Source organism: Marinobacter iranensis (assembly GCF_029207565.1).
Classification (GTDB): Bacteria; Pseudomonadota; Gammaproteobacteria; order Pseudomonadales; family Oleiphilaceae; genus Marinobacter; species Marinobacter iranensis.
In genome coordinates, this window is the sequence record NZ_JANCMW010000326.1 from 1 (window position 1) to 251 (window position 251).

1 protein-coding gene is annotated in these 251 nt (G+C 56.6%); it reads left to right on the forward strand.

Annotated features, from left to right (window positions below):
* Positions 1 to 251: TonB-dependent receptor (locus tag NLU14_RS22570; protein WP_275710823.1), on the forward strand; the 251-nt coding region annotated here is incomplete at both ends.

Consider the following 251-nt stretch of genomic DNA (forward strand, 5'->3'; position numbering starts at 1 on the left):
TCACCTATGAGAGCAAGGACTTCAACGCGCTCATCCAGGCCCAGTATTACGGCAAGGGCAAGTTTGACGTCGACGAAGCGCCCAATGCCCGCAACATCATGGGCGTGAGCGATTGGTGGCTGTTCAATGCCACGGTCGGAACCAAGGTGAACGACCAGTTCGGCCTGAAGCTGATTGTCGACAACGTGTTCAACGCCAAGCCGCCTTTCCCGGCCCTGGCTGGTAGCGCGAATTCGGTTCCGACTTATTAT